Consider the following 24,125-nt stretch of genomic DNA (forward strand, 5'->3'; position numbering starts at 1 on the left):
TGGTTTACGGCTTACTTCGTGCTCTCCCCGGGGAGCGATGCACTATTGCCCCCGTCGCCCCGCAGATGGCTGATGCAAGCGCCCGGTCGGGCAGCACGCATCACCACAGGACTTGACGCACAGACCCCGGGCGTCAGGACCACACGACTTCGCCGTCCGCGCACGTCCTCGCTGGGTCTTCGGGAGCTGGCGTGTGCTCGCACCCGAAGCCATGCGAAGACGCTGTCGGCGCCGTGTCGTAGGCGCGAAAGCCTGTGCTCACGGTTTCCCGCCCTGCAAGGCTCGCCGCGCCCGACGCCGTCGCGTCCATCGCTGCCCCACCCGCGGTCCGTGACGATCGCGATCCGCCCCTTGTCCCGGGTCAGGGTGTGTCGTAGGTGCGCCAAATCCGAATTTCGGTAAAGTGGAATATTTTGGCAGACGGGGATTGACAGGCGGCGCGCGAAATTTGTGCGGCTGTTTTGCCCGACGGGCGAACCCTGCCGGGCTATTCCGTCGACAGCCGCACCATCTGGCGGCCGCCGTTCATTTCCTTGAGGCTGTTGACGAAGTTTTCGGGGCGCTGCCAGCGGTAGGGGACCTTCAATCCCATGTACTCGGCGATGTCGCCGATGAAGCCGGTGCAATTGGTGGTCTCGGCGTTCCAGACCGGCGAGCTCGCCTGCAATTTCTTGATATAGGCAAACACGCGCTTGGCGTCGGCTTCGTTCAGATATACGCGGTAGTTCGCGGTCAGATACTCCGGGTCGAGATCGCCGTAGCTCGCGCCGGTCTCCGCCGGCACCCAGGTGAGGTGACCAAGCACATAGGCCCAGGTGTCGCCGGCGGGCGTGAGCCCTGCCACTTCGACGGCGCGCTCGCTGGTCTTGCCGTACCAGACGAAGGCGTGGCCCCAGCTCGCCGCCGTGCGGGCGCGGAAATCGACGTAGTACGGACCTTTTTCCGCGCGCGCGACCGGGCGCCGGGTCGATGGCGCCGGCCGTGATACGGTGTCGGTCGTGGCAAGCGCGTTTGCGTCAGCAACGCGCTTGTTCGCTTCGTGGGCCGAGGCCGAAGGTGTCGTACACGCGAGCATGGCCGCGAGCGCGAATCCCGCAAGGATGCAGGGTCCCGATCGATCAGGTTTGTTCGTCACGCTGTGCCCCTCGACTGTCGGCCACTCACGCAGAGTCTACGCTTGCTTCTGCGGGTATTTCGCTAACGCGTCAGTAGCGCGCTGCGACGGGGCCGGGCGCCTTGCCGATCGGGGCCTTTCCAACCGGGCTCTTGCCAATCGGCATCTTGCCGATCGGCGCCTGCTCCGAATAGACGGGAACGGGCTGCCGGCGCGGCAGATCCGCGGCATTCGCGACCGTTACCAGAGCAAGCGTAGCACCCACGACAAATACAATCTTCTTCACAGTCATACCCCTAGAAGGTTTGGTCCAAACACGGCACCGCCGTGCCCCCAGACACGCCTCACAGAAGGGCGGCCGAATGCGTCCACAGTGCGGCATCGGCGCGACATGTTGGCGGCATCTGCCGGCCGCGCGGAGATGTGATGTGTCTGGATGTTTCGGCGCGCTCTGCCCAGCCTACGCGACTCGGCCTCACCCGATCCGGTTCAGGCTGTTCCTGATCGTCGAGAAGATGCCGCCGATGTCTTTTCGCAAACCGTCGAGCGCGTTGAAACTGTCGAAGATGCGGGCGAGGCGGTCTTCGACCTCGCGTTTGCTCTTGGTCAGCGCGTCGACGCGCGAGGCGAGGGTGACGTCGCCGTTTGCCTCGATCTCGCCGACGGTTTTGGCGAGGAGGTCGTGCGTCGTGCCGACGTCCGCGATCATGGCCTCGATTCCGAACACGGGCGCCTTCAGCGGGACGAGGTCAGCCTGCGACTTCGACAGCTCTGTCTTGAAGGCGTTCAGCGTCGCCAGCGTTTCCTGTAACGCACCGAGGCGCTGGCGCGACTGGAGAACAAAATCGTTCAACGCATTCTGGCGGTCGGCAAGCGTCTTGCCCTCGGCGTCGATCTCGACACGGGCGAGCGAGCGTTCGAGCTGGGCCCGGCGCTCGCCGAGCTCTTCGAAGTCGAGCCCGATGCCTTTCAGGATGTGGAAGCTGTCGTCGATGCGGGCCAGGCGCTGCTCGATGTCGATCTTGTTCTTCGACAGCGTCTCGACGCGGGCGCCGAGCGGTGCTTCGCCGCCGGTTTCGAGCTCGTCGACGCTCTTGGCGAGGCGCTCATGGCTGAGGCTCAGCTCGCCGATCAACGCATTGAGGCCAGCGTCCGACGCGCGCAGCGGCACCAGCTCAGCGTGGGACTTCGCTAGATCGTCCTTGTACTGGTTCAGGGTCGCAAAGGTGTCCTGGACCGCGCCGACCCGGGACAGCAGCGTCGATACGTCGCCCGCGATGTCCTTGAGCCGGTCGGCGAGGTTGTTCTTGCGGTCGTCGGTCTCGAGGTCGTGCAGCGAGCGTTCGAGCTGGTTCTGGCGGTCGCGGATCTCAGTGAAAACCGGCTCGACCGCGCGGCGCTGCTCGGCGATCTTGCCGACCATATCGCGCAATTCCTGCTGGCGGCGGCGGATTTCGGCGAGCTGGTCGTGCATGTCGGTGGATTCGTTGCGGCCCCGCTGCAGCAGGGCGCGCTGCTCGGTCTCGCCCAGCTTGTCGTGCAGGGCGGAAACGGCCTCCCGGGGATCGCTCTCGATCAGGTGCTGGACGGTGGCGTCGAGGTGGTTCTGCAGGGCGTGGGCGACGACCACGTCCTCGCGGGTCTTCTTGAGGCGGTCGCGCAATGTGTCGAGGCGCCGGTCCTGGCGCGAGAGCCGCCAGGCGGAGGCGCCGATCAGTGCCAACGCCAAGGCCAGGATCGCGCCGGTCGCAACACGCTGCGGGACGGGCAGGCCTCCGAACCAGGCAGGCAGGTGGCCGACATCGTAACCGAGCGCCTGCTGGGCGAAGATCGCGATGGCAGTGAGCAGAACAAACCAGGCAACCAGGAAAAACAGCCACATCGTGACTTCCTCACGCCGGCACATTATCGCCATAATTGCTATTGGAGAGCGGAACCGAGATCAAGGGCGGCGGGAGCTTGCTGGATAGGTCCGGCCTCACGATCCACGGCTGAATGCGTCAGCCGATCGGTGGAGGGGGAGAGGCGCGTTTCCCGTGTTGGGGGCAGACGTTCAGGGCGCTGGTCATGCCCGGGCTTGTCCCAGGCATCCACGCGCCTCCGCGCCAACAGAACGTGGATGGCCGGGACAAGCCCGGCCATGACGGAGAGAGAAGCTACAGCCGAAACTCGTTGGTCAGCTCGCCGATGCCGTCGATCGCGACGGTCACAATGTTCACCGGCTCTTTCATCACGCCGACGCCGACCGAGGTGCCGACGGCAATGAGGTCGCCGGGGAGCAGGGTCATGTCGTGGGAGATCCTGCTGACCAGCTCCTGCGCGGTGAAGATCATGTCCGATATCGGATAGTTCTGTCGCTCCGCACCGTTGAGGATGGTGCGGACCACCAGCCTGACCGGATCGAGACCGGTCGCGATGACGGGGCCGAACGGGCCGTAATCGTCGATGCCTTTGGCCCGTGCCCATTGCGGGAAGGTCGGGTCGCTGGTCAGGATGTCGTTGGCGGTGATGTCGTTGACGCAGGTGTAGCCGAAGATGAAGCTGTCCGCTTCCGCCGGCGACACCCGGGCACAGGTCTTGCCGATGACGATGCCGAGCTCGCCTTCATACGTGGTCTTGCCATCGTAATAAGAGGGACGGCGGATCACCGCGCCTGGCGTCGTAATGCTGGTGGTGGCCTTCAGGAGGTAGAGCGGCTCCGGTGGCTCGGGCTGGTTGAGCCTGGCCGCGAGTGCATGAAAATTGTTCCAGAGCGCGACGATCTTGCTGGGCACGCAGGGCGCGAGCAGTTCGACCTCCGACAGCGCCAGCGTCTTGCCGGTGGCTGCATGGCGGCCAAACATCTCGCCCTCATGGACGCTGATGCCCGACGACGTTAGCGTGCCGAAGCCGGTCGCACCGCTATTCCGGAAGCGGAGCCATTGTTTGATCTCGCCAGCCATCACGCCACCGCCAGTGCGCGCGGATCCGATGGGGTCGGGATGCCGTCGTAGAGACCGGCAATGCGGGCGCGCTGGGTCACCATCGCCAGCACTGAATCGAGGGCGGGGGTGGCGACGCCGGTGAGGCGGCCCATCTCCTGCACGACGGTGACGAGCGGGTCGATCTCCATCGGGCGGCCGCGCTCGAGATCCTGGAGCATCGAGGTCTTGTGCGCGCCGACCTTGCGCGCACCTTCGATGCGGCGCTCGACGTCGACGCGGAATTTGACGCCGAACGTTTCGGCGATGCCTTGCGTCTCCATCATGATCGCGCGCGACAGCGCGCGAGTGGCCGGATCGGTGCAGATCACGTCGAGCGTTGCATGGGTGAGTGCGCTGATCGGGTTGAAGCAGACATTGCCCCACAGCTTGAGCCAGATCTCGTCGCGGATGCGGTCGAGCACCGGCGCCTTCAGCCCGGCTGCGACGAAGAGATCGGCGAGGCGTTGCACGTCCGGGGTGATCTCGCCGGAGGGCTCGCCGAGCGGAAAGTTGTTGCCGTAGACGTGACGGATCACGCCGGGCGCCTCGATCTCGGTGGCGGGATAGACGATGCAACCGATGGCGCGCTCGGCGCCAATTTCGCGCCACTGCCGTCCGCCGGGGTCGATGCTCTCCAGCGTCGAATTCTCGTATTGGCCGCCGTGCTTGTAGAAGTACCAATAGGGGATGCCGTTGACGGCGGTGACGATGCGGGTGTGGGGTCCGAGCAGCGGCTGCATTGTCTCGATCACGCCGGTGATCGAGTGCGCCTTCAGCGTGATGATGATGTAGTCCTGCACACCGAGCTCGGCGGGATCGTCGGTGCAGCGCGGATGCACGGTGTGCTTCTCCTCGCCCGCGAGCAACGTCAGGCCGCGCTCGCGCATCGCGGCAAGGTGCGCGCCGCGTGCGACGAGGCTGACGTCGGCGCCCGCGCGCGCGAGCTGAACCCCGAGATATCCGCCGATTGCGCCGGCGCCGTAGATGCAGATCTTCATGGAATCCTCGCGAAGCAGCGGAAGCCGGATTTCGGGACGAAAGATCCGGTCCGGCTCGGAAGGTCCGAGCCGGGGACGGTAGTCGCAGGGGAAGTGAGACGCTTTAAGCTGCTTGCGGCGTGCCGTTGATCGCTTCGTCCACGAAGGAGGCGATGTCACGCATGCTGATGACCGAGACGAGGCTGTAATCGTCGATGACAGGCAGGTGCCGGATGTGATTCCGGTTCATCAGATGGCGGACGTGCTCGATCGTGTCGTTTGAGGTGCAGGATACGAGCTGCTGCACCGAGACGAGCTGCGAAACCTTGACGTTGACGGCATTGGCGCCGTGCTCGGCGACGGCGCGCACGACGTCGCGCTCGGTGAACATGCCGACCGCGGTGTTACCCTCGGAGCGGACCACGTCCTTCACCACAAGTGCGCTGATATTGTTGGCGCGCATCAGCTTGGCGGCGATACCCACCGTTTCGTTCATTCGCACCGTGACAACGCGCGGTGTCTTCTTGCGCAGAATGTCTCCGACCAGCATTGCAACCTCCCTGGGTGAATGATGGGGCAAGTGTGGTATACATAATGCCAATCGTCAAGCACTCGATTTGGCTGTTCCGAAAAATCTTGAGGCAACAATGCTGACGTTTGCCGTGAGCCAAAAAGAAAGAGGCGCATCGCTGCGCCCCCTGTCTCACCGTGCAAGGAGTGTTCGTTATGCCGTCTCGGTCTTGGCGTTCCCCGTCGCGGCGTTGGCGCTCTCGGCTTCCTTGCCGAGGATGAAGGAGCGGCGCATCGGCTTGATCACGAACAGCGCCGTCAGGGCCGCCGTCGCGTTCAGCGCGACTGCGACCACGAACACGGCCTTCCAGCCATACGTGGCCGAGATCACGCTGGCGAGCGGAACGAGCAGGGACGCGGTCCCCTTCGCCGTGTAGAGCATGCCGTTGTTGGTGGTTGCGAACTTCGAGCCGAAGGTGTCGCCGCAGGTCGCTGGGAACAGCGAGTAGATCTCGCCGAACACGCCGAAATAGACCGCGGTGGCGAGCACGAAGACGACAGGGACGTGGCCATAGGCCGACAGCGTCAGCAGCATCAGCGCGGCGGTGCCGAAGGCGATGAACATGGTGTGCTCGCGGCCGATCGTGTCGGAGACGAAGCCGAAGAACGGCCGTCCGAAACCGTCGAAGATGCGGTCGAGCGAGATCGCGAACGTCAATGCCGCCATCTGGAATCCGGCGAGCGTGACCGGCGTGTCGGCGATCTTGAAGTCGTGTGCGATCGGGGCGATCTGCGCCGCGGTCATCAGGCCGCCGGAGGCGACCATGACGAACACGAGATACATGACCCAGAAAATAGGGGTGCGCAGCACCTGGGGCGGGGTGAAGTCGATCTTGGTCTGCGGCAGATTGAGCTGCTTCTTCTTCGGCGGGATCGAGATCCGCGGCGGCTGAATGAAGAAGGCGAGCACGAAGACGATCACGCCCTGGCCGATGCCGAAGGTGAGGAACGCGTGCTGATAGCCGCTCGTTGCGATCATGGCTGCGATCGGCACGACGGTGAGTGCAGCGCCTGCGCCGAAGCCGGCGGCAGTCGCACCGGCGGCAAGGCCCCGGCGATCGGGAAACCATTTCAGCGCGTTGCCGACGCAGGTGCCGTACACGGCGCCCGCGCCCATGCCGCCGATGATCGCGGCCGCGTAGAGCAAGGTGAGGCTATCGGCATAGGAGTTGAGAATCCACGACAGCGCGATCATGACGCCGCCGAACATGATGACGATGCGCGGGCCGTATTTGTCGACGAACCAGGCCTCGATCGGCACCAGCCAGGTTTCGGTGACGACGAAGATGGTGAAGGCGAGCTGGATCGCGGCGCGTCCCCAATGGTGCGCGTGATCGATCGGATCGACGAACAGGGTCCAGCCATATTGCAGGTTGGCGATCATCGCCATGCAGACGATGCCCATGACCAGCTGGAGCCAGCGGAAACCTGTGCGGAGAGGCGCGGCCGTGACAGCGCCATCGGTGCTGGAAATCATCAAGAACCTCCCAAGCGCCTGTCTGGTTCGACACCGGTCGCAAGATGACCTGATGTCGCAATATTGTGGCTTATCGTCGCAAGCGCGGTGGCGACCTTGGTATACCATATTCCAGATTGCAAGCCCTATCTTGGCGCGCGCCTGAAAATTTGCGGAGTTCCTTTAGGGACGGCGGGTTCACGAAAACGTCGCGCACAACGAAAACGCCCGGCCGCGAGGCCGGGCGTTTTGCGCGAGAAGCGCTTTTGGAGCGCGTCAGACGGTCGATTGCGCGACCACGACCTTGCGCCAGGGCTTGAGCACCGCGATCGCCAGCGCCGAGGCCAGGATGTTGGCGCCGGCTGCGATGATAAACACGTTGTCCCAACTGCCCGACGACTGCTGCATGTAGTTGCCGATCGGGACCAGCAGCGCGGCCGTACCCTTCGCGGTGTAGAGCAGGCCGGCATTGGTGGTCGCGAACTTGGCGCCGAACGTGTCGGTGCAGGTCGAGGGGAACAGCGAGTAGATCTCACCCCAAGCGAAGAACACGAAGCCCGAGAGCAGCACGAACCAGAGCGGATCGTGGCCCCAGAGGTAGAGCATCCAGATGCCGATACCTTCCATGCCGAAGGCGATGAACATCGTGTTCTCGCGGCCGATCATGTCGGAGATCCAGCCGAAGAACGGACGCGTCAGGCCGTTGAGCACGCGGTCGATCGTGGCCGCGAAGGTCACCGCGGTCATCGTCACCGCCATCAGCGTGACCGGCACGTTGTCGATCTTCCAGTCCGCCGCGATCGGCTTCAGGTTCGCCGTCACCATCAGGCCGCCAGCGCCGACAATCACGAACATGAAGTACATCAGCCAGAAGATCGGCTGACGCAGCACCTCGGTCGGCTGGTAGTTGCGCCGGGTCTGCTGCAGATTGGCGTTCACGACCGCGTTCGGCACCTGACCTGCTTTCGGCGCGAGCAGGAAGAAGGCGAGGATGCAGATGATAATGCCTTGTCCGAGGCCGAAATAAAGGAAGGTGGTCTGGAAACCGCTGTCCTTGATCATGGCCTGGATCGGCGCGACGGTCAGCGCGGAGCCCGCACCGAAACCAGCGGCCGTGATGCCCGCGGCAAGACCGCGCTTGTCCGGAAACCACTTCAGCGCGTTACCGACGCAGGTGCCGTAGACGCCGCCGGCGCCGATGCCTGCGATGATCATGCCGAGATAGTAGCCGTTGAGCGTGGTCGCCTCCGCGTTGATCGCCCAGCCGGCGGCACAGAGCACGCCGCCGACCAGCACCACGATGCGCGGACCGTATTTGTCGACGAACCATCCTTCGATCGGCACGAGCCAGGTCTCGAACAGCACGAACAGCGTAAAGGCCCATTGGATCGACGCACGATCCCAGCCGAACTTCTTCTGGATGTCGGGGACGAAGAACGTCCAGCCGTATTGATAATTGGCGATCATTACCATCGCCGCGACGCCAACTGCCAATTGCGTCCAGCGATACGTGTCGCTAACGCGCGCGGCTGTCGGGGCGGTTGCTTGCACCATGTCCGTCATAAAGCCTCCCGTGGCGCCTCTCATTTTTCTGCGAGCGCTGGAACGGCATTCTTGTATGCATTATGCCAAGCTTCAAGCGCTGGTCCGGTCACCGTGCGCAAATGCCGCAGGACCTTGCCCGGTTGCGGCTGTGACTCAGGACAGCACAAGTAGAAATGGCCCCGTGATCCGGGGCCATTCATCAAAAGTAGTATGCGGACTGATCTAAAACCGTCTCCCGCTGCGCGCGCAGGCGCGGGCGGCTGTCCGGCCTACAGGCCAAAGCGCGGCAGGTCGCCGTTGTGATTCGAGATCTCGGCGCTCGCCATCAGGAGGCGGTCGATCGTTGCCATCAGGCGGGCGAACAGCGTGGAGGAGGGCGCGAGAGCGACGGAAGCGGTCTTGGACATCGGAAATCCCTTTCTCGAGACGGTCAGTAGTGCTGTCTCATTTCGAAAGGGAATTTATGTATACCAGATGCCAATGTCTATGCATGCCATTGCATAGCAGCATTTAGCTTTTCGCATTGCAGCATAATAATCAGTTAAATGGGCCGATTTGAGCGGGATATGCCCAAAGCCGGCCGAAACTGAACCATTTGACCGTCGATATCCAAAAACGGAGCCTTGGCAGCGGCACATGAAGCCGTTAGTGGTCTGCCCCCTCCAATCATCTGTCAGAGTGGTTCATGTCGAGCGCCTCGCCCGCCGTCTCGATCGGCATCGATTTTGGGACCAGCAACACGGTCGTGGCCCTTGCGGCGGACGATCGCCGGGTCGAGGCCATCCGCTTTGACCATGGTGAGCAGCGCCACAGCGTCTTCGTGTCAGCGCTGTGCTTCTGGGAGGACCGGCCGGGAGCCGGCGCCCAGGCTGAAGGCGGCCCGTGGGCGATCGAGCAGTTCCTGGAAGGACGCCATGTCTACCGCTTCCTCCAGTCGTTCAAGACCTTTGCCGCAAGCTCCAGCTTCAACACCACCCAGGTGTTCCGGCAGCGCTACAAGTTCGAGGATATTTTGGCGGCGTTCCTGCGGACGCTGGCGCGGCATGGCGGCGATAAATTCGGCTTCGAGACGTCCACCATTACAGTCGGTCGCCCCGTCCGCTTCGCCGGGGGCAATCCCGACGAAGCGCTGGCGATGCAGCGCTACCGGGCCGCGTTCGAGCGCCTCGGCGCCGGCCACGCCCGCTATGTCTACGAACCCGTGGGCGCGGCGTTCTCCTTCGCCCGCCGGCTGGAGCGCGATGCGACCGTGCTGGTCGCGGATTTCGGTGGCGGCACCAGCGATTTCTCGGTGATGCGGTTCTCGCGTGCCGGCGGCGCCTTGCGCGCCGAGCCGCTCGGCCATGCCGGCATCGGGATTGCGGGCGACACCTTCGACTACCGTATCGTCGATCACGTCGTCTCGCCGCGGCTGGGCAAGGGCTCGAGCTTCCGCTCGTTCGACAAGGTGCTGCCGATCCCCACCGGCCACTACACTAATCTCGCGCGCTGGCATCAGCTCGCGATGATGAAGAGCAACGGCGACCTGCGCGAACTCCGGGAGCTTGCGCGCACCGCGGTGAAGCCGGCTCTGCTCGAGGATTTCATCACCATCGTCGATCTCGACCTCGGCTTTGCGCTGTACCGCGCGGTGTCCGACGCCAAGGTCGCGCTGTCGGCCCAGGATCAGGTGGAGTTCCGCTTCAAAGGAGGCGGGGTCGATATCGGCTCGACTATCACGCGGAAGAATTTCGAAGCCTGGATTGCCGACGACATCGCGAGGCTCGGGGCCACCGTCGACAAGGTGCTGGGCGAAGCCGGCATCACCGCGCGCGAGGTCGAGAAGGTGTTTTTGACCGGCGGCACGTCTTTCGTGCCGGCCGTTCGAAAACTGTTCGCCGAGCGGTTCGGCAACGAACGGCTGATGTCGGGCGATCAGTTCGAGTCGATTGCGTACGGCCTTGCTTTGATCGGACACAGCCCGGACCCGGACCGCTGGACCGCAAGCGGCGGGCTCCAGTCGAGGGCGGGCGCGTAGCCTACGGTCACGCGGCCGCCCCTAAGTCGCGTCCGATCGCTATTGCTTGATCTCAGGCTCGACGAGCTTCGCCAGATTGCGCAGCGATTCCTGCCAGCCGAGATAACAAGCCTCCGGCGGGATGACGTCGGGGATGCCGGCCTGCGTGATATCCAGCTCGGTGCCTACGGATACTTTCTTCAGGATCACGGTGACCTGGATCTCTCCCGGCAGATTGGGGTCGTCGAACCTGTCGGTGTAACGGAGACGTTCGCCGGGGACGAGCTCGAGATATTCGCCGCCGAAGGCGTGGCTGTTGCCCGTCGTGAAGTTACGGAACGACATCTTGAACGTGCCCCTGACCTTCGGCTCGAAATGATGGACGGTGCAGGTGAAGCCATTCGGCGGAAGCCATTTTGCCAACGCATCCGCCTCCAGGAAGGCGCGATAGACTTTCTCCGGGCTGGTCGTGAGAACGCGGTGCAGGCGGACAGTGCTGGGCATGATCATTCTTCCTCATGAATCGCCGGGCTCGACGTGGGCGTCTACTGCCCGTTCATGTCCAGATGACGAAGGAGATGCTGCCGATCCGACGCGGCGTCTCGATTTTTTTTGATGGATCCACGCATGGGGCGCTCGGCAGCCTTCGAGAGCAGCTCGCCGGGGGGCGAAAGATGAGCGCTGAATAGCGCGCGTCCTGCACCTACCGCCGGGCTCCCGAGCCGTTAAATTCCGTCAAGCCTTGCAAATGGCGAGGATGAGGTATACGTTGAGGCTGTTCGTTCAGCCGCTGTGCCTTGTTGAATGCGCCCGCGGGCTCCTTTTCCATAGACATCGACGAATAGAATTTGTTCTGCGTGACGATCACGCGGAACCTGCGCGTATGCGCTTTGGAGAAGAAAATGACGACAGGTACTGTAAAGTGGTTTAACGGCCAGAAGGGCTTTGGATTCATTCAGCCGAACGACGGCGGCAACGATGTGTTCGTTCACATCAGCGCGGTCGAGCGGGCTGGTCTTGCAGGTCTCGCTGAAGGCCAAAAGGTCAACTTCGAACTCAAGACCGACAAGATGCGGGGCAAGGTCAGCGCTGAGAATCTCTCGCTGGCCTAAGCCTTGGTGCCGTTTCACGGATGTACTGAAACGGCCATGCCACCCGCTCGATCCCAGGATTGAGCGGGTTTTTGTCCGTTGCAGAGCAGGGTGAATAATGAGCGCCAAGAGACCGGCCGAACCGTCACCCGAAAGCATCGCGCGTTCTAACCGTCAGCGTTTGGCCGCTGAGGAAGGCGCGCGGGCGATGGTGGACGTTGGAAAGCAAGCCGTCGATGTTCGCAAGAACATGGCGCGGCTTCGAGAGCTGCGCCAGGCCAAGGAAGCGGCAGACGCCGCCCTTCAGGCGTCGCTGCCGCCGCCCGTCCCGACGAAGCGCAAGAAGAAGGTGACGCCATAACTGGCTTCCATTGCGCCGAGGACAATTTGGAGAGGGCCGATCACATGCCAAAGAGTGCGGGTCGTGCCTAGAATAAAGTCGGATGGCGGTGGCACCATCACCTTCTTTCTCGCGCTTGGCGCGGGACGACAGATGTGCCGTCTTGCGACGACGTTCCTGACGCAGAAGCAGGCTTTCAGTTATCTTCGCAAGAACCGGACCGAGTTCGAGCGCATGGCGCGGGCGCAGCTCGCTTCTGGTGCAGTCGAAGACGGAATCGTCGTGCTCTCGATGCTGTAGACCAGGCGGATTTCGGCGCCCCGCCTTTAGCGGAATTCGCGGTCGGAGTCTGGGATCGTCGTGCCTATTCGGAGCCGCTTCCCGGCTTCGCCTCCCGGGCCAATCGCTCCGCTTTCAGCCGTTCGCGATTCTCGTTGAAGGAGTTCTGGTCCTTCGCATAGTCATTGATCGGCTTCTGCGTTGTCGCAGGCTTGAACGCCTTGTTGGCTTCACGCTTGGCGCGATCAGAGGATTGATCTTTCGACATTTAAGCCCTCAATTTGATCAACGAGCGTGGTCCTGGCGAGTGCCGGACGCGACGCCACCCGTGCCCGAACTGAAAGGCCGACTTGCCATCCTCGGAAGCGAAGGCGACCAGTTCTTCAGCGTGGGGCAGGGTCTTTGCGAGGCGTGCTGCACTCGCCGTGGAGATGGCATGCTGGCATTTCCGGCATGCTCGCATTTCCGGGAGCACACCGGTCGAGGGAGCAACGGCCGGCCACCGCATCTGTTCCTCGCGAACCAATCTTTAATCCAGCCTTGGCGGCGCGGCAAGCGCGCCGATCGTGCGATGCAGCCTTTGCGCGCCAACAAAAAGGCCGCCGAAGCCGGCGGCCTTTCGCGTCGTGAGATAAGCCCGCTTATTCGGCGGCCTGCTTCTGCGGCGGATCGAGCGCGCCGGACTTGTGGATATCGGCGACCTGATGGTCCGAGAAGCCCAGCACGGTGCGCAGGATCTCGTCGGTGTGCTCGCCGAGCAGCGGGGATCGCTCCACCTCGCTCGGGGAGTCCGACAGCTTGATCGGGTTGCCGACGGAGATGTACTTGCCGCGGGTGGGGTGGTCGACCTCGACCACGGTGCCGGTCGCGCGCAGCGACTGGTCCTCGGCGATCTCCTTCATCGACAGGATCGGGCCGCAGGGAATGTCGTCCTTGTTGAGGATTTCCATCGCCTCGAACTTCGTCTTCGTCATCGTCCATTGTTCGATGCGGCCGAAGATCTCATTCAGGCGCGGCAGGCGGACGGCCGGCTTGGCGTAGTTGGGATCGGTCTTCCAGGAGGGCTCACCGATCACGTCGCAGATCTTCTCCCAGACCGGGGCCTGGGTGATGAAGTAGATATAGGCGTTGGGATCGGTCTCCCAGCCCTTGCACTTCAGGATGCGGCCGGGCTGGCCGCCGCCGGAATCGTTGCCGGCACGCGGCACGGCATCGCCGAACGGAATGCCTTCGCCGAACTGGCTGTATTCCTTGAGCGGACCATGGGCGAGGCGCTGCTGGTCGCGCAGCTTGACGCGCGCGAGATTGAGCACGCCGTCCTGCATCGCGGCGGTGACGCGCTGGCCCTTGCCGGAATGGGTGCGCTGATAGAGTGCGGTGACGATGCCGAGCGCCAGATGCAGACCGGTGCCGCTGTCGCCGATCTGCGCGCCGGTCACGAGGGGCAAGCCGTCGCGGAAGCCCGTGGTGGAGGCGGCGCCGCCGGTGCACTGGGCGACGTTCTCATAAACCTTGCAGTCCTCGTATGGTCCGGGACCAAAGCCCTTAATAGAGGCGACGATCATCTTCGGGTTGATCGCCTGGATCTTCTCCCAGGGGAAGCCCATGCGGTCGAGCACGCCGGGGCCGAAATTCTCGACCAACACGTCGCACTTCTTGATGAGCTCGGTGAGGACTTCCTTGCCCTTGGGGTTCTTGGTGTCGAGCGTGATCGAGCGCTTGTTGTGGTTGAGCATGGTGAAATACAGGCTGTCCACATTCGGGATGTCCTGCAGCTGGCCGCGGGTGATGTCACCCACGCCCGGGCGCTCCACCTTGATCACGTCGGCGCCGAACCATGCGAGCAACTGCGTGCAGGTCGGCCCGGACTGGACGTGGGTGAAGTCGAGAATGCGAACGCCCTCGAGCGCTTTTGTCATCGTGTTGCTCCGTACTCTGATCTACCCCTGCACCCGCAGGGACCTTGTGGGTTGACGGGGATGCTTACTTCTTCTTCTGCAGAACGCTCTGCGGATTGAGATTGCCGATGCGGCCGCTCTCGGAACCGGCGGCCGGATCGATCACGGCGTTGATGAGCGTCGGCTTGCCCGAAGCCATGGCCTCGTTGACGGCGCGCTTGAGCTCGTCCGGTGAGGTGGCATTGACGCCGACGCCGCCGAAGGCTTCCATCATCTTGTCGTAGCGGGCGCCCTTGACGAACACCGTCGTCGCCGGATCGGCGTTGGCGCCGTTGACGTCGGTGCCGCGATAGATGCCGTCATTGTTGAAGACGACGACGCAGATCGGCAAATTGTAGCGGCAGATGGTCTCGACCTCCATGCCGGAGAAGCCGAAGGCCGAGTCGCCTTCGACCGCGAGCACGGGATGGCCGGTCTCGAGAGCAGCCGCGATCGCCTGGCCCATGCCAATGCCCATCACGCCCCAGGTGCCGACGTCGAGACGCTTGCGTGGGCGATACATGTCGATGACGCCGCGGGCGAGGTCGAGCGTGTTGGCGCCCTCGTTGACGAGGATCGCCTCGGGATGATCCTTGATGACGTTCTTCAGCACGCCGAGCGCGCCGTGATAGTCCATCGGCGATTTGTTGTTCATGAGCTTCGGCGCCATCTTGGCGACGTTCTCTTCGCGCTTGGTCGAAATCGCCTTGGTCCATTCGGCAGGCGGGGCGGTCCAGCCCGAAGCCATCGCCTGGTTGAAGGCGGAGACGACCGAGCCGATGTCGCCGACGACGGGCGCGACGATCTCGACGTTGGAGTCCATCTCGCGCGGTTCGATGTCGACCTGGATGAACTTCTTGGGCGCTTCGCCCCAGTTCTTGCCCTTGCCGTGCGAGAGCAGCCAGTTCAGCCGGGCGCCGATCAGCAGGACGACGTCGGATTCCTTCAGCACCGTCGAGCGGGCAGCGCCTGCGCACTGCGGATGGGTGTCTGAGAGGAGACCCTTGGCCATGCTCATCGGCAGGAAGGGGATACCGCTCTTCTCGACGAAGGTTTTGATCTCCTCGTCGGCCTGCGCGTAGGCCGCGCCCTTGCCGAGGATGATGAGAGGGCGCTTTGCGCTCTTCAAAACATCAAGCGCGCGCTTGATCGAAGCGGGCGAGGGGATCTGCGCGGGAGCCGCGTCGATTACCTTGACCAGCGACTTCTGGCCGGCATCGGCGTTCATCACCTGGCCGAACAGCTTTGCCGGCAGGTCGAGATAGACGCCGCCCGGACGGCCGGAGACGGCGGCTCGGATGGCACGGGCAAGACCAATGCCGATGTCCTGGGCGTGCAGCACACGGTAGGCTGCCTTGCACAGCGGCTTGGCGATCGCGAGCTGGTCCATCTCTTCATAGTCGCCCTGCTGGAGGTCGACGATCTCGCGCTCGGAGGAGCCCGAGATCAGGATCATCGGGTAGCAGTTGGTGGTGGCGTGGGCGAGCGCGGTGAGACCGTTGAGGAAGCCGGGCGCGGAGACGGTGAGGCAGATGCCGGGCTTCTTGGTGAGGTAGCCGGCGATGCCCGCCGCATAACCGGCGTTCTGCTCGTGGCGGAACGAAATCATGCGAATACCGGCCGCCTGCGCCATGCGGCCCAAATCCGTGATCGGGATGCCCGGCACATTATAGATGGTGTTGATGCCGTTCAGCTTGAGCGCGTCAATGACGAGATGAAAACCATCCGTCAATTCCTGCTCGGTGCCCGGTGCTTCGGACTTGGTCGCGGTATTCAGCATGGGCCTTGTCTCCCTGGTCTCAAGATGCCGTTTCAGGCTTTTGCGGGCGATGCCTCGCCCTTTGGTGAACGTTGCCGGCTAGAAGAGTTCCTGACCATGCGCTTCGACGTAAGCGGCAAGGCCAAGGGTGTGATCGCGGGCGCGCTTCTCGGCGAGCTCGGTATCGCGCGCCTCCAGGGCTTCGATCATGCCGAGATGCTCGGGAAGCGACGTCGCGGTGCGGTCCTTGCGTCCGATGGTCAATTGCCGATAGCCACGCACATGCAGCAGCAAGTCGTTGGTGAGATCGACCAGCACCGGTGATTCCGACAGCGAGATCAGCGCCTGGTGGAAGGCGATGTTGGCGCGCGAATATTCCTCGACGTGATCCTCGGGCAGGCGATCCTTGCCAAATTCCTTGAAGTAGTCGCGCAGCGCCGTGATGTCTTTCTTGCGCGCTGTGGCGGTGATGAGGCGAGCCGCCATGCTCTCCAGCGCCGCCCAGGCGCGGATCATGTCGACGATCTCGCTTTTGGTCCTTCGGACCACCATGATGCCGCGGCGAGGAACCGTCTTCACGAAACCGTCTTGCTCTAGCATCGCGATGGCTTCGCGGATCGGCGTGCGGCTCACGCCGAGGCGCTCGGACAACGCTCGCTCGTCGAGCATGACGGGTTCGGGCGTCGAGTAGATGTCCATCTTGAGGATGGCTTCCTTCAAGGCGTCATACGCCTTGTTCTTGAAGCTCGACTCCGGGGCAATACGAACGATTGCGATATCTGCCTCGGCCATGTTCGGCAACGCCTTGGTTGGTTTCCGCAGTGACACGACGAATCTCCTCCAGTGGGAGTCGTCTTTTACAGGATTATTAACGGGAAAGTTTTTGGCATACCAAATACCAGAATGTCAAGCTGCCTATTTTTTGCAGCGTTCTAAGGTGCGCTGCAGCTTGACAAGTTGGCTTCTGGCATACCAAATGCCATCGCCAGCCATTTTTGATCCAAGCCGGCGGAGTAATCTCGGCTTTATGCCACTCCGTTCCGCGACATGGAACAGAGCGCGGCGAATGGAAAGCATCACGGGCAGCCGCAACGCGCGCGCGCTTTGAGAACGCAAGAACCAAGGTCAAGGGAGAAGCCACATGTCCAATTCCAAAGATGCCGTCCGCAAGGTGCTTGACCAGGTCAAGGCGGACAAGCGCACCAGCCTGACCGCGCCGGAAGGCAAGCTGGTCTGCGACGCCTACGGCATTGCGGTGCCGAAGGAGGGTGTGGCGAAGTCGGCCGGCGAGGCCGGCAAAATGGCCGCCTCGATGGGGTTTCCGGTGGTGATGAAGATCGTCTCGCCGGACATTCTCCACAAGACCGAAGCCGGCGGTGTCATCGTCGGCCTCAAGACGGCCGAAGACGCCGAGAAGGCCTACGAGACGATTCTCTCCAACGCCAGGAAGTACAAGTCCGATGCCAAGATCGAGGGTGTCCAGGTGCAGCAGATGCTGGCCGGCGGCACCGAAGTGATCGTGGGGTCGATCACCGACGCCTCGTTCGGCAAGCTGGTTGCCTTCGGCCTCGGCGGCGTGCTGGTCGAAGTCCTGAAGGACATTACCTTCCGCCTCGCGCCCGCGACCAAGCAAGATGCGCTGTCGATGCTCGACGGCATCCAGGCGCATGAAATTTTGAAGGGCGTTCGCGGCGGCGAGCCGGTGAACCGCACGGCGCTCGCCGATGTCATCGTCAAGGTCTCGCAGCTCGTCACCGATTTCCCCGAGATCGTCGAGCTCGATCTCAACCCGGTGTTCGCGACGGCCAAGGACGCGATCGCGGCCGACGTCCGCATCGTCGTCGACTTCGCTTACGTGCCCAAGCCGAAGCCGCGCCCGACCGAAGAGATCGTCGCGGCGATGAGCCGCATCATGCAGCCGAAGGCGGTTGCCGTGGTCGGCGCTTCGGCCGAAGACGGCAAGATCGGCAATTCCGTGATGAAGAACCTCATCAACGGCGGCTACAAGGGCGACATCTACCCGATCCATCCCAAGGCCGCCGAGATCCTCGGCTACAAGGCCTACAAGAGCGTCAAGGACGTGCCCGGTGTGATCGACACCGCGGTGTTCGCAATTCCCGCGAAGTTCGTGGCCGCGGCGCTCACCGAATGCGGCGAGAAGAAAATTCCCGGCGCGGTTCTGATTCCGTCGGGCTTCGCGGAAGCCGGCGCGCCGGAGCTCCAGGCCGAGATCGTCGAAGTCGGCAAGAAGTACGACATCCGCCTGATGGGACCGAACATCTACGGCTTCTATTATACGCCTGCCAATCTCTGCGCGACCTTCTGCACCGCCTATGATGTCAAGGGCCACGCGGCACTGTCTTCGCAATCGGGCGGCATCGGCATGGCCATCATCGGCTTCTCCCGTTCGGCCAAGATGGGCGTGTCGGCGATCGTCGGCCTCGGCAACAAGTCCGACATCGACGAGGACGATCTGCTCGCCTTCTTCGAGCAGGATCCGAACACGAACCTGATCGCGCAGCACTGCGAAGACCTCAAGGACGGCCGCGCCTTTGCGGAAGCCGCAAAACGCGTCTCCAAGAAAAAACCGGTCATCGTGCTCAAGGCCGGCCGCACCTCCGCCGGTGCCAAGGCGGCCTCGTCGCACACCGGCGCGCTCGCCGGCAACGACAAGATCTACGAGGATGTCCTGGCCCAGTCCGGCGTGATCCGCGCCCGTAGCTTGCGGCAGCTGCTCGAATTCGCGCGGGGCGTGCCGGTGCTGCCGACGCCGAAGGGCGAGAACGTGCTGATCATTACCGGTGCAGGCGGTTCGGGCGTGCTGTTGTCGGACTCCTGCGTCGACAACGGCTTGTCGCTGATGTCGATGCCGCCGGATCTGGATGCGGCCTTCCGCAAGTTCATCCCGCCGTTTGGCGCGGCCGGAAATCCCGTGGACATCACCGGCGGTGAGCCGCCGATCACCTACGTCAACACCGTAAAACTCGGCCTGACGGACGAGCGCATCCACTCGCTGATCCTCGGCTACTGGCACACCATCGTCACGCCGCCGATGGTGTTCGCCCGCAACATGGTCGAGGTGAAGAAGGAGATGGAGGCCAAGGGCTTCGTGAAGCCGATCGTCGCCTCGCTCGCCGGCGACGTCGAGGTTGAGGAAGCCGCCGAATATCTCTACCAGAACGGCATTCCGGCCTATGCCTACTCGACCGAACTGCCGGTCGAGGTCCTCGGTGCCAAGTACAAATGGGCGCGCGGAGCAGGGCTGCTCTGAGCCGACGATGCCGCTTCACCTCTCCCCGCGCGCGGGGAGAGGTGAGAACAGTCAGGTCGCGATGGGCAGGAACGTGATCCGGCGCAAATCGATCGAGCCCCGATCGCCATCGGCGGCCGATCGCGACGCGCGCGACGGCGGCGTGCAGTCCGTCGATCGCGCGCTGTCGATCCTCGAGACATTGTCCGAAGACGACGAAGGCTATCGCCTCAGCGATCTCGCCGTCCGCACCGGGCTCTCGGCCTCGACCGTGCATCGCCTGCTGGCGACGCTGGAAAGCCGCCGCTTCGTGCAGTTCGACCGCGCCGAATCCAAATGGCATGTCGGCGTGCGCAGCTTCACGGTGGGCGCGAGCTTTGCGCGGCGGCGCAATTTCAGTGCCCAGGCCATTCCTTACTTGCGCAAGCTGCGTGATCTTACCCGCGAGACCGCCAATCTCGCCGTGGTCGACGACGAGTTCGTCATCGTGCTGACCCGGATGGAGAGCCGCGAGATCATGCGCTCGCTGACCCAAGTCGGCGGCCGCGTTCCGATGGTGACCTCCGGCGTCGGCAAGGCGGTGCTCGCGACCTATTCCGACGAGGACGTCGGCGCCGTCATCCGCCATCACGGCATGCCACGCCTGACCGAGAAATCGATCGTGCGGCCGAGCGACCTGTTCAAGGAGCTCGAAAAGATCCGCAAGCAAGGCTACGCGCTGGATGATGAAGAGGCCTGCATGGGTCTGCGCTGCGTTGCAGCGGTGGTCTACAACGCCTGCGCCGAGCCGCTTGCTGCGATTTCGGTGTCCGGCATGACCAGCCGGCTGACCGATCAGCGGTTACCGGAAATCGGGCAAATCGTCCGTGATGTTGCCGCCGAACTGACGGCAGCGCTCGGCGGGGCAATTCCGACGCCCCGCTAATCGGAAACCGGGGGTATGTCACTGGACAGTGTCGGCCGTTTTGGCTGATATGCGACCAAACGACACGATGCGGCAAACGTCCGCATGAGCCCGGAGACGTCCCATGTTTCAACTTCCCGCGCGCCTCGTCGGCGCAGCCGTCGCGCTGACCCTTGCGGCAGCCACGCCGGCCTTTGCCCAGCAGCTCGAGCTCAAGCTGATGGCACCTGCGGCGCCGGGCGGTGGTTGGGACCAGACCGCGCGCTCGATGCAGCAGGCGCTGGTCGCTGCCGGCGTCGCACGCAGCGTGCAGGTCACCAACGTTCCCGGCGCAGGCGGCAGTGTCGGCATCGCGCAGTTCGTCAACGGCGCCAAGGGCGACGGCAACCAGCTGATGGTCAACGGCTTCGTCATGGTGGGCGCGCTCGCCATGAACAAATCACCCGTCACGCTCGAGCAGGTGACGCCGATCGCGCGCCTCACCGAGGAAATCCAGGTGATCGTGGTGCCGGCGAATTCTCCGATCAAGACCGCGCAGGATCTGGCCGCAGCGGTGAAGGCCGACATCGCCAAAGTGACCTTCGCCGGGGGCTCGGCCGGTGGCGTCGATCATGTGATGGCAGCATTGTTCGCCGGCGCCGTTGGCGCCGACGCGAAGAAGATCAACTACATCCCGTTCTCGGGCGGCGGCGAGTCGCTCGCCGCCATTCTCGGCGCGAAGGTCACTGCCGGCATTTCCGGCCTCAGCGAATATGATGGGCAGATCAAGTCGGGCAAGCTGCGCGCGATCGGCGTGACCTCGGAGAAACGCATTCCAGGCAGCGACATCCCGACCTTCAAGGAGCAGGGCATCGACCTCGTGATCGCCAACTGGCGTTCGGTGGTCGCGCCTCCCGGAATCACGCCGGAGCAGCGCAAGACGCTGAGCGACGCGGTCGAGAAGATGGTGAAGTCGGACGCCTGGAAAGACATTCTCAAGCAGAAGGGCTGGGAGGATGCCTATCTCGGCGGCGACGCCTTCGCCGACTTCCTGAAGAAAGAAACGGTGCGTGTGACGGACGTGCTGAGATCAGTCGGCCTGGTCAAGTCATGACCTCAGGCGATCCCGTCCAGCCACCGCGGCGCGTCGATCGCGCCGGCGTCGTCATCGCCGCGCTGCTCGCAGGTCTTGCCGCGGTGCTGGTCTGGGATGCGCACGGCCTGCAATCGACCGCGATGTACGGGATGGGGCCGGAAGCCATGCCGGTCGTGATCGCCTCCGGCCTCGCGCTGCTCGCGATCGGCAATCTCGTTGACGCGCTGCGCGGCGGTCTGCCAGCGCGCGAGAGCGCAGATCCCGTGCCTGTGGTCTTGATCCTCGCCGGCCTTGCGCTGCTGATTGCCATCATCGGCTTCGGCGGCGGGTTCATCCTGGCGACGTCGGCGCTGTTCGTCACGACCTCGGCGGCATTTGGGCGCCGGGCTGTCCTCGTCGATTCCGCCATCGCCCTCGTGATGTCGACCCTCATTTACCTCGCGTTCGACCGCCTGTTGACGTTGAGTCTTCCGGCCGGCCCCCTGGAGCGACTGCTGTGATGGAAACTTTCGCGGCGCTGGCCCACGGCATGGCGGTCGCCGTCCAGCCGATGAATCTCCTCTACGCCCTGATCGGCGTATTCCTCGGCACCGCCGTGGGCGTGCTGCCCGGCATCGGCCCGGCGTTGACGGTCGCGCTGCTGCTGCCGGTGACGTACAAGCTCGATCCTGGCGGTTCGCTGATCATGTTTGCCGGCATCTATTACGGCGGCATGTATGGCGGATCGACTACGGCCATCTTGATCAACACGCCCGGCGAGAGCGCCTCGATGGCGACGGCGCTCGAAGGCAACAAGATGGCCAAGGCCGGCCGCGGCGGGCCGGCGCTCGCGACCTCCGCGATCGGCTCCTTCGTCGCCGGCACCATCGCCACCATCGGGCTTGCCTTTCTCGCGCCGTGGTTGGTCGATTTCGCCGTGCGCTTTGGCCCGGAGGATTATTTCGCGCTGATGTGCGTCGCCTTCGTCACGGTGTCGGCGACCTTCGGCGATTCCCCGATCCGCGGCCTGACCAGCCTGTTTATTGGTCTGACATTAGGTCTCGTCGGTATCGACAAGCTGACCGGTCAGGCGCGGCTTGCGTTCGGGGTGCCCGAGCTGCTCGACGGCGTCGAGGTGACGACGCTCGCGGTCGGCCTGTTCGCGGTGGGCGAGGCGCTCTACGTCGCATCGCGCCGCCACCACACCGAAGAGAAGCTCGAGCCGGTGCGCGGCTCGCTGTGGATGACCAAGGAAGACTGGAAGCGATCGTGGAAGCCGTGGTTGCGCGGCACCATGTTCGGCTTCCCAATCGGTGCGCTGCCTGCCGGCGGCGCGGAGATCCCGACTTTCCTGTCCTATTCCTGCGAGAAGCGACTGACCAAATACCCCGAAGAATTCGGCAAGGGCGCGATCGAAGGTGTCGCAGGACCGGAGGCCGCCAACAACGCTTCGGCTGCCGGCACGCTGGTGCCGCTCTTGACGTTGGGATTGCCGACCTCGGCGACGGCCGCGATGATGCTGGCGGGCTTCCAGCAATACGGCCTCAACCCGGGGCCGCTGCTGTTCGCTGAGCGGCCCGACCTCGTGTGGGGCCTGATCGCGAGCCTGTTCATCGCCAATTGCATGCTGCTGGTGCTCAATCTGCCGCTGGTTGGCCTATGGGTGCGGCTGCTGGCGATCCCGCAGCCGTGGCTCTATGCCGGCATCCTCGTGTTCGCGACCATGGGCACCATCGCCGCAAAGCCGTCGGTGGTCGAACTGTCGATGCTGGCCGGCTTCGGCGTGCTCGGCTTTCTGATGCGGCGGTTCGATTTTCCGATCGCGCCCGTCGTGGTCGGCCTGATTCTCGGCCCGATCGCCGAGAGCCAGCTGCGTCGCGCGCTCGCGATCAGTCTCGGCGATCCCATGACGTTGCTCCAGAGCCCGATCTCGGCGACGCTGCTTGCGCTGGCGTTCATCGCGCTGCTGGCACCCTTCGTGCTGAAAGGGATGGGACGCTTCAAGGCGAACGAGGACTAGCCATTCCGCCGCGAGCGTCTTCTAATGTTACGTTCATCTCGTAGGAAAAGTCATGCCGTCAGAGCTCCGTTCGCCCCGTCTCGCTGTCCTGATCGATGCAGACAATGCTTCGGCAAAGATCGCCGATGGGCTGTTCGAGGAGATTGCCAAGATCGGCGAGGCCAGCGTTCGCCGCATCTACGGCGACTTCTCCAATGCCAGGTCGAGGGGCTGGGCCGACATCCTGTCCAAACACGCCATCATCCCGCAGCAGCAGTTCGCCTATACGACGGGGAAGAATGCCTCCGACATCACGCTGGTCATCGACGCAATGGACCTGCTTCACAGCGGCCGGTTCGATGGCTTTTGCCTGGTGTCGTCGGACAGCGATTTCACCCGTCTGGCCGCCCGCATCCGGGAGCAGGGCATCGACGTCTTTGGGTTCGGCGAACAGAAGACGCCGGAGAGCTTCCGGCAGGCCTGTCGAAGGTTCGTCTACACGGAGAACTTGCTTGCCGCCCCAGCGAACACCCAGGACGCCGCCTCGAGATCGACGTCGCTTCAGCCGCTCGATGCCGCAACCCCCATCATCAAGAAGGTCATCACCCAGATGGAGAGCGAGGACGGCTGGGTGACGCTCGGGGAAGTTGGCCGCCAGCTCGCCAATCTCGCGTCCGATTTCGATCCGCGAACGTTTGGCTTCCGCAAGCTGAGTGACCTCGTGCGCAAGACGAATGCGTTCGAGATTGACGAGCAGAACGGGAGGTCGATGCGGATTCGGGTCAAGCCCGCTGCCGCACCGGCCCCGCGACGACGGAACTCGCGCAGACCTGGGAGGCCAGCGGCGGCAGGCGCTTCTCCGCCTAAAGCGTAAGCAGAGCCTGCCGTTAT

The 24,125-nt window shown here is 63.6% G+C and carries 24 protein-coding genes; 10 read left to right on the forward strand and 14 right to left on the reverse strand.

What is annotated here, in order from left to right; translation table 11 throughout:
* Positions 1-487: 487 nt before the first annotated feature.
* The 9 genes from AC0L3B_RS02310 to AC0L3B_RS02350 form a co-directional block, all read right to left on the reverse strand.
* A complete protein-coding gene (locus AC0L3B_RS02310) occupies positions 488-1,135 on the reverse strand; it encodes a hypothetical protein (RefSeq protein WP_085352311.1) in 648 nt (215 codons plus the stop codon).
* Positions 1,136-1,205: 70 nt separating this feature from the next.
* Positions 1,206-1,406 (reverse strand): hypothetical protein, encoded by a 201-nt coding sequence (locus AC0L3B_RS02315; protein ID WP_007608336.1) that lies wholly within the window; start codon positions 1,404-1,406, stop codon positions 1,206-1,208.
* A 183-nt stretch (positions 1,407-1,589) separates the two neighbouring features.
* Entirely contained in the window at positions 1,590-2,996 is a 1,407-nt protein-coding gene (locus AC0L3B_RS02320) for a hypothetical protein (protein ID WP_473379955.1), read from the reverse strand.
* Positions 2,997-3,270: 274 nt separating this feature from the next.
* Positions 3,271-4,056 carry a fumarylacetoacetate hydrolase family protein gene (locus AC0L3B_RS02325; protein WP_204510720.1) on the reverse strand — a complete coding sequence of 262 codons (786 nt, stop codon included), beginning with the start codon at positions 4,054-4,056 and terminating at the stop codon, positions 3,271-3,273.
* Entirely contained in the window at positions 4,056-5,075 is a 1,020-nt protein-coding gene (locus AC0L3B_RS02330) for a 2-dehydropantoate 2-reductase (protein WP_018458572.1), read from the reverse strand. The genes AC0L3B_RS02325 and AC0L3B_RS02330 overlap by 1 nt, the downstream gene beginning before the upstream one ends.
* Positions 5,076-5,178: 103 nt before the next feature.
* Complete coding sequence (locus AC0L3B_RS02335; RefSeq protein WP_018458573.1) at positions 5,179-5,604, reverse strand: CBS domain-containing protein; 426 nt, start codon at positions 5,602-5,604, stop codon at positions 5,179-5,181.
* A 174-nt stretch (positions 5,605-5,778) separates the two neighbouring features.
* Positions 5,779-7,101, reverse strand: a complete 1,323-nt coding sequence (gene oxlT, locus AC0L3B_RS02340; RefSeq protein ID WP_018458574.1) for an oxalate/formate MFS antiporter — start codon at positions 7,099-7,101, stop codon at positions 5,779-5,781.
* A gap of 255 nt (positions 7,102-7,356) precedes the next feature.
* Positions 7,357-8,643, reverse strand: coding sequence for an oxalate/formate MFS antiporter (gene oxlT, locus AC0L3B_RS02345; RefSeq protein WP_026233613.1), 1,287 nt, complete (start codon positions 8,641-8,643; stop codon positions 7,357-7,359).
* Positions 8,644-8,894: 251 nt separating this feature from the next.
* Entirely contained in the window at positions 8,895-9,032 is a 138-nt protein-coding gene (locus AC0L3B_RS02350) for a hypothetical protein (protein WP_018458576.1), read from the reverse strand.
* 278 nt (positions 9,033-9,310) lie between these two features.
* Between AC0L3B_RS02350 and AC0L3B_RS02355 the strand changes: the two genes are divergently transcribed.
* Entirely contained in the window at positions 9,311-10,642 is a 1,332-nt protein-coding gene (locus tag AC0L3B_RS02355) for an Hsp70 family protein (RefSeq protein WP_018458577.1), read from the forward strand.
* A 39-nt stretch (positions 10,643-10,681) separates the two neighbouring features.
* Here AC0L3B_RS02355 and AC0L3B_RS02360 read toward each other — a convergent pair whose 3' ends face one another.
* Positions 10,682-11,125, reverse strand: a complete 444-nt coding sequence (locus tag AC0L3B_RS02360; RefSeq protein WP_026233614.1) for an SRPBCC family protein — start codon at positions 11,123-11,125, stop codon at positions 10,682-10,684.
* A gap of 398 nt (positions 11,126-11,523) precedes the next feature.
* Here AC0L3B_RS02360 and AC0L3B_RS02365 point away from each other — a divergent pair, with 398 nt between their 5' ends.
* From AC0L3B_RS02365 to AC0L3B_RS02375, 3 genes are all read left to right on the forward strand, one after another.
* Positions 11,524-11,733: a cold-shock protein gene (locus tag AC0L3B_RS02365; RefSeq protein WP_007593324.1), complete on the forward strand. Its 210-nt coding sequence runs from the start codon at positions 11,524-11,526 to the stop codon at positions 11,731-11,733.
* A 97-nt stretch (positions 11,734-11,830) separates the two neighbouring features.
* Positions 11,831-12,073, forward strand: coding sequence for a hypothetical protein (locus AC0L3B_RS02370; protein WP_026233615.1), 243 nt, complete (start codon positions 11,831-11,833; stop codon positions 12,071-12,073).
* A gap of 54 nt (positions 12,074-12,127) precedes the next feature.
* Positions 12,128-12,352 carry a hypothetical protein gene (locus AC0L3B_RS02375; RefSeq protein ID WP_026233616.1) on the forward strand — a complete coding sequence of 75 codons (225 nt, stop codon included), beginning with the start codon at positions 12,128-12,130 and terminating at the stop codon, positions 12,350-12,352.
* 64 nt (positions 12,353-12,416) lie between these two features.
* Here the strand turns inward: AC0L3B_RS02375 and AC0L3B_RS02380 are convergent, their stop codons facing one another.
* The 4 genes from AC0L3B_RS02380 to AC0L3B_RS02395 form a co-directional block, all read right to left on the reverse strand.
* Positions 12,417-12,599 (reverse strand): hypothetical protein, encoded by a 183-nt coding sequence (locus tag AC0L3B_RS02380; RefSeq protein ID WP_007608360.1) that lies wholly within the window; start codon positions 12,597-12,599, stop codon positions 12,417-12,419.
* Positions 12,600-12,972: 373 nt separating this feature from the next.
* A complete protein-coding gene (frc, locus tag AC0L3B_RS02385; protein ID WP_018458582.1) occupies positions 12,973-14,250 on the reverse strand; it encodes a formyl-CoA transferase in 1,278 nt (425 codons plus the stop codon).
* A gap of 64 nt (positions 14,251-14,314) precedes the next feature.
* Complete coding sequence (gene oxc, locus AC0L3B_RS02390) at positions 14,315-16,048, reverse strand: oxalyl-CoA decarboxylase (RefSeq protein WP_247474354.1); 1,734 nt, start codon at positions 16,046-16,048, stop codon at positions 14,315-14,317.
* Positions 16,049-16,126: 78 nt separating this feature from the next.
* Positions 16,127-16,819 (reverse strand): GntR family transcriptional regulator, encoded by a 693-nt coding sequence (locus AC0L3B_RS02395; protein WP_162496371.1) that lies wholly within the window; start codon positions 16,817-16,819, stop codon positions 16,127-16,129.
* 349 nt (positions 16,820-17,168) lie between these two features.
* Between AC0L3B_RS02395 and AC0L3B_RS02400 the strand changes: the two genes are divergently transcribed.
* The 6 genes from AC0L3B_RS02400 to AC0L3B_RS02425 all read left to right on the forward strand — a co-directional run bounded on the left by AC0L3B_RS02400 (position 17,169) and on the right by AC0L3B_RS02425 (position 24,108).
* Positions 17,169-19,298, forward strand: a complete 2,130-nt coding sequence (locus AC0L3B_RS02400) for an acetate--CoA ligase family protein (protein WP_018458584.1) — start codon at positions 17,169-17,171, stop codon at positions 19,296-19,298.
* Positions 19,299-19,359: 61 nt separating this feature from the next.
* Positions 19,360-20,202 (forward strand): IclR family transcriptional regulator, encoded by an 843-nt coding sequence (locus AC0L3B_RS02405; RefSeq protein ID WP_473379976.1) that lies wholly within the window; start codon positions 19,360-19,362, stop codon positions 20,200-20,202.
* Positions 20,203-20,305: 103 nt separating this feature from the next.
* Positions 20,306-21,274 carry a Bug family tripartite tricarboxylate transporter substrate binding protein gene (locus AC0L3B_RS02410; protein WP_018458586.1) on the forward strand — a complete coding sequence of 323 codons (969 nt, stop codon included), beginning with the start codon at positions 20,306-20,308 and terminating at the stop codon, positions 21,272-21,274.
* Positions 21,271-21,756, forward strand: coding sequence for a tripartite tricarboxylate transporter TctB family protein (locus AC0L3B_RS02415; protein ID WP_204510725.1), 486 nt, complete (start codon positions 21,271-21,273; stop codon positions 21,754-21,756). Before AC0L3B_RS02410 ends, AC0L3B_RS02415 begins: the two co-directional genes overlap by 4 nt.
* Positions 21,756-23,255, forward strand: a complete 1,500-nt coding sequence (locus AC0L3B_RS02420; protein WP_018458588.1) for a tripartite tricarboxylate transporter permease — start codon at positions 21,756-21,758, stop codon at positions 23,253-23,255. The genes AC0L3B_RS02415 and AC0L3B_RS02420 overlap by 1 nt, the downstream gene beginning before the upstream one ends.
* A 52-nt stretch (positions 23,256-23,307) precedes the next feature.
* Positions 23,308-24,108, forward strand: a complete 801-nt coding sequence (locus AC0L3B_RS02425) for an NYN domain-containing protein (protein WP_204510726.1) — start codon at positions 23,308-23,310, stop codon at positions 24,106-24,108.
* The last annotated feature ends 17 nt before the right edge of the window (positions 24,109-24,125 follow it).

The organism is Bradyrhizobium sp. Kon56 (assembly GCF_055807635.1).